The organism is Methanobrevibacter sp. (genome assembly GCF_017447225.1).
Lineage (GTDB): Archaea > Methanobacteriota > Methanobacteria > Methanobacteriales > Methanobacteriaceae > Methanocatella.
This window is the reverse complement of sequence record NZ_JAFSNZ010000113.1, coordinates 1-4,411: the sequence shown is the minus strand read 5'-3', so window position 1 is coordinate 4,411 and position 4,411 is coordinate 1. Positions and strand designations below refer to the sequence as shown.

Genomic DNA, 4,411 nt, shown 5'->3' with positions numbered 1-4,411 from the left:
ATTTTAATAATTTTAAATAAATAATTTTTATAAAAATATATTATTTTAATTATTTAAAAGTATTATAAAATAAATTAACAAAAAAATAATTATTATTTTTATTCATTTTTATATTAATAAAAAATGAGTAATAATTATATTATATAATATTTATTATTAAATACAAAAAAATGTTATCAAAGAAATTTTATCTCCAAATATTAACATTAATAATTATTGCCATTTATTATCAAATCAAATGCCAAGATGAGTATAAAGTTGTTGATTGTCCAGGAGGCTTCAAAGCAATAATAAGTGATTTGAATTGTCCAACACCAATGTATTGTACAAATGGCTTAATGAAAATCAACTCATATTCTTGTGCACATGAAAATATTTTTGCAACTCCCTCAAAATGTAGAACTGGGAAAGAATGCTGGGATGGTGAATGTGTAAATAGTCCAGATGAAATATATGTTAATTGTCCTTCTCATATTTCTTGTCCAGATAATGCATCAACAAAATGCCCAGATAATACTTGTGTCGATGAAAAAGATGATTGTCCAGATTATGTTGAATGCCCATCATTTAATCCTATTAGATGTGGAAATGGAGATTGTAGAAAAAGTTTAATAGATTGCCCAAGTTTTGTCCATTGCCCTAATAAAACAACTGTTCTTTGTAATGATGGTTCTTGTCGTAAAACAAAGGATGAATGTGATTTACCTTCTAAAGAAACTAATTGTGGTGATAAAACAATGACAAGATGCTCTGATGGTACTTGTACAAGTTCTAAATTTTTATGTCCTACATTAGTCACTTGTCCAGTTGGATATGAAAAATGTTGGAATGGAAATTGTAAGCCAAAAGGTACTTGCTTTAATAATAAAAATGAAAAATATGAGCTAATATGTGATAAAACCCAAATATTATGTCAATTTGATTTTTCATGTGCTACATCAATAGATTCATGCCCAACAGGTATAATATGCCCAATAGATAAGCCTGTAAAATGTTGGGATAATTCATGCAGAGATTCAGTAGAAAATTGTCCAGCATATCAAAATTGTCCATCGGGGTTACATGAATGTCCAGATGGAAGTTGTGCTTTAGGACAATGCGGTACTCATATTACATGTTCTGTAGATGCTCCATATAGATGTTTTGATAATACATGCAGAAGAAATCCAGAAGATTGTCCTACACAACCTTCATGCCCAAGTGAAACACCTATTTTATGTTGGGACGGAAGATGCTTAGCTGAAAGAGGAGAATGCTTATCACCATCATTATGTGATAGAATAATAAATCCTGTAAAATGTCCTAATGGTTTATGTGCTAAATCATCAATGAATTGTAAAGAAGAGAAAGATTGTCCAAGTGAATTTGTTAAATGTAAAGATGGTACGTGCAGAAAAAAATTAGCATTCTGTCCTGAAGAAGCTTGCCCTGTAAATTTACCTGTTAAATGTTTAAATGGATTATGTGTTTCTGATGAAAAATACTGTGATAAAGAAAATGGTTGCCCTTTTTATTTACCAATAAGATGCGAAGATGGAAGTTGTGCTTCAGATAAAGAATCTTGTCCAGAAAAACCAATATGTGGTGATAAAAAATTATGCCCTGATGGTAGTTGTTTACCAAATAATGTAGTATGTCCTTCTCAAATGGGTTGCCCTATTGATACTCCTTATAAGTGTGCAAATGGTGAATGCATTAATTTGAAAAAAAATTCATGCTCCATTCCTCTATGTGATGCATCAATACCAATAAAATGCTTTGATGGTACTTGTGTATTAACGGTTAATTATTGTCCAGTAGAAAGAAAAACAGCTCTTTCTGGAAATGTAATTTGTGCAGATGGGACAGAAGCACATTCATATGATGAATGTAAACCTTTAGTTATTTGTCCTGAAGGTGAATTTAGATGTCAAGATGGCTCATGTAGAGATGAAATAGAGAAATGTCCATTAGGCAATACATGTCCAGGAAATGAAACAAGATGTGGAAATGGTGCATGTGCAAGTGAATCTAACTTATGCCCTAATGATAATGGATGTCCTTTAAAGAGTAAATATAAATGTCCTGGAAATGGTTTTTGTGTTGCTGATTTAGATGAGTGTGAAAGTCATGAAAATGAATTTAATGAGGCAAATGGATGTCCCCAAGAAAGGCCTATAAAATGTCCAACAACTAATATGTGTGTAGCTGAAAGTAACGATTGTGATAACGTTGATACAGCATGTTCTTTTGGAGAAATTATGTGTCCTGATGGATTTTGCACAACATCTTTAAGACAATGCCAAAAGCATAGTGATGAATGTCAAGAAGGTGGAAGAACTGTAACATGTTTGAATGATGAGCCAGATCCTTGTGCAAAATCTCTTGGTGAATGTTTTAATTCAATAAATTGTAAAGTAGATACTCCTTTCCGTTGTGGAAATGGTGATTGTAAAAGATATCCTTTTGGTGGAACACAAGGGTGTGAATTAGGAATTGCTTGTCCAAATTATAAACCATATTTATGTGCTGATGGTTCTTGTGCAGAAAAACCATCATTTTGTAAAAGTTATAGTGGATGTGGGGAAAAACAAACTTTATGTGAAGATAAAACATGTGCAAGCTCAATGGAAGAATGTCAAATGTATCATAAAAAATGCCCTGCAAAGAATCCTGTTTTATGTCCCAATGGAAATTGTGGTGCAGGAGTATATGATTGTGATGAAAGTAAATGCCCAAGTTGGGCCCAATATTATTGTGTCATGGGAATGTGTCGACAAAATCCAAGAGATTGCCAAAAAATAGATTATGATGAAGAAAATGGAGCTAAAATTGGAACAATATGCAAGAATGATGAATATATTTGTTTAGATGGAACATGTAGAGCATCGGTAGAGGAATGCCCAATTTATCCAGGCTGTGTAAAAAGTGATGCTCCTTTTAAATGTTATGATGGGGGATGTGCAACTGGAAAAGAATTATGTACTGATAAAAATGATTTAGAGAAATTTGAATGCCAAGAAGGTTTATCTTTATGCGAAGATGGAGTTTGCAGAAAGACTTGTAGTTTTGTTGAATATAATGGATGTCCTAATGATCATCCTTTATTATGCTCTAATGGAAGATGTGCTAATCAAATAATTGAATGTGTTGGTGAAAGTGCCTGTGATTCAACAGAAAAGCCTTTTAGATGTATTGATGGAACATGCGGTGCATCTTTAGCTGATTGTAAAATACCTTTTAGAGAGGTTGGAGATACCAATGTTTTAATTTCAATTTATCCAAAAATGGAAGTGACTGCTGATTTAATTATTGGTCCTAACAATATTTTAGCTGGAAAAGTTGAAATTCCAGCTGGTACTATTACTAAAATAAAAGACGGAGAAGCTGCTGAAACTCAAATTAAATTTAGGTCTGTAACTCGAAATCGTATTGTTGATACTAATACAACATATGACAAAACAAGAGTTGATGATCTTAAATCAGTTTATCCTTATGCTGATCCAGGTAATAATTATTCTTTAAGTTACCAATATACTGTTTTATCAAGTGCAATTGAAGTTACATTAAAAGAGCCAAAAGAAACTGAAATTTCTGGAAAAGTATTACTAACACTTTTATTTGATTTTCCTTATAAACATGAAAAATTAGAAAAAAGTCATTTAGTAATAGAAGAAGATGAAGCAGAATATACTAAAACATATAGATATACTACATTCCCATTAAATTATAATAAAGATGTATGCTTAGCAAAATTAAATGTTACAACAAGAAAATGGGAATGCAATAAATTGAACTTTAATGTTGAGGCAAAAAATGAATTGCAATTAACTGGAGAAGTGAATGAAGAAGGTATTTATGCCGTTGTCATGGAATTAAAAATGAACGATAATAAATTATATATAGCTGAAAATTGGTTTATAGCTCATTTAAAACTATTAACATTCATATTTTTGGGAATTCTTTTATTAATTGGTATTGCAATTTATATTTTCTCACGTATTTATAGATATAGACTTAAATATAAAGGAACAAAAGAAATATATAAAGGTTTTGAATTAGAAATAAATGATCTTCAAGATAAAAGCGTTACAGGTAGACAAGGTCAAACATATGGAGATGTAAAAGAAGGTATAATTTATACTGATAATATTGCATTTAAGAGTCAAATTGATAGCGAAGCTAGAAAAAAAAATACTCAACTTGAAAAAATATTTGATGCTTATACTAAAAAATTACGTCTTTTAGAAAGAAATAATGCTTTATTAAAAGGACAATATGACTCAATTAAAAATGAATATAATAGGCTTAATAATTATAAGGATACTTTAAAAGAAGGAGATAAAGTTGAATTAAAAGTCAATATTCATGATGTTAATGAAAATCAAGATGTAGGAGCTATAAATGATGAAGACGATGAATAAATTTAATT

General features: G+C 30.4%; 1 protein-coding gene. It reads left to right on the top strand.

Translation table 11 applies throughout. The annotated features are described in order from the left end of the window. Window positions 1-170 precede the first annotated feature (170 nt). Window positions 171-4,403 carry a hypothetical protein gene (locus tag IJQ68_RS10590; RefSeq protein WP_292800363.1) on the top strand — a complete coding sequence of 1,411 codons (4,233 nt, stop codon included), beginning with the start codon at window positions 171-173 and terminating at the stop codon, window positions 4,401-4,403. Window positions 4,404-4,411: the final 8 nt, after the last annotated feature.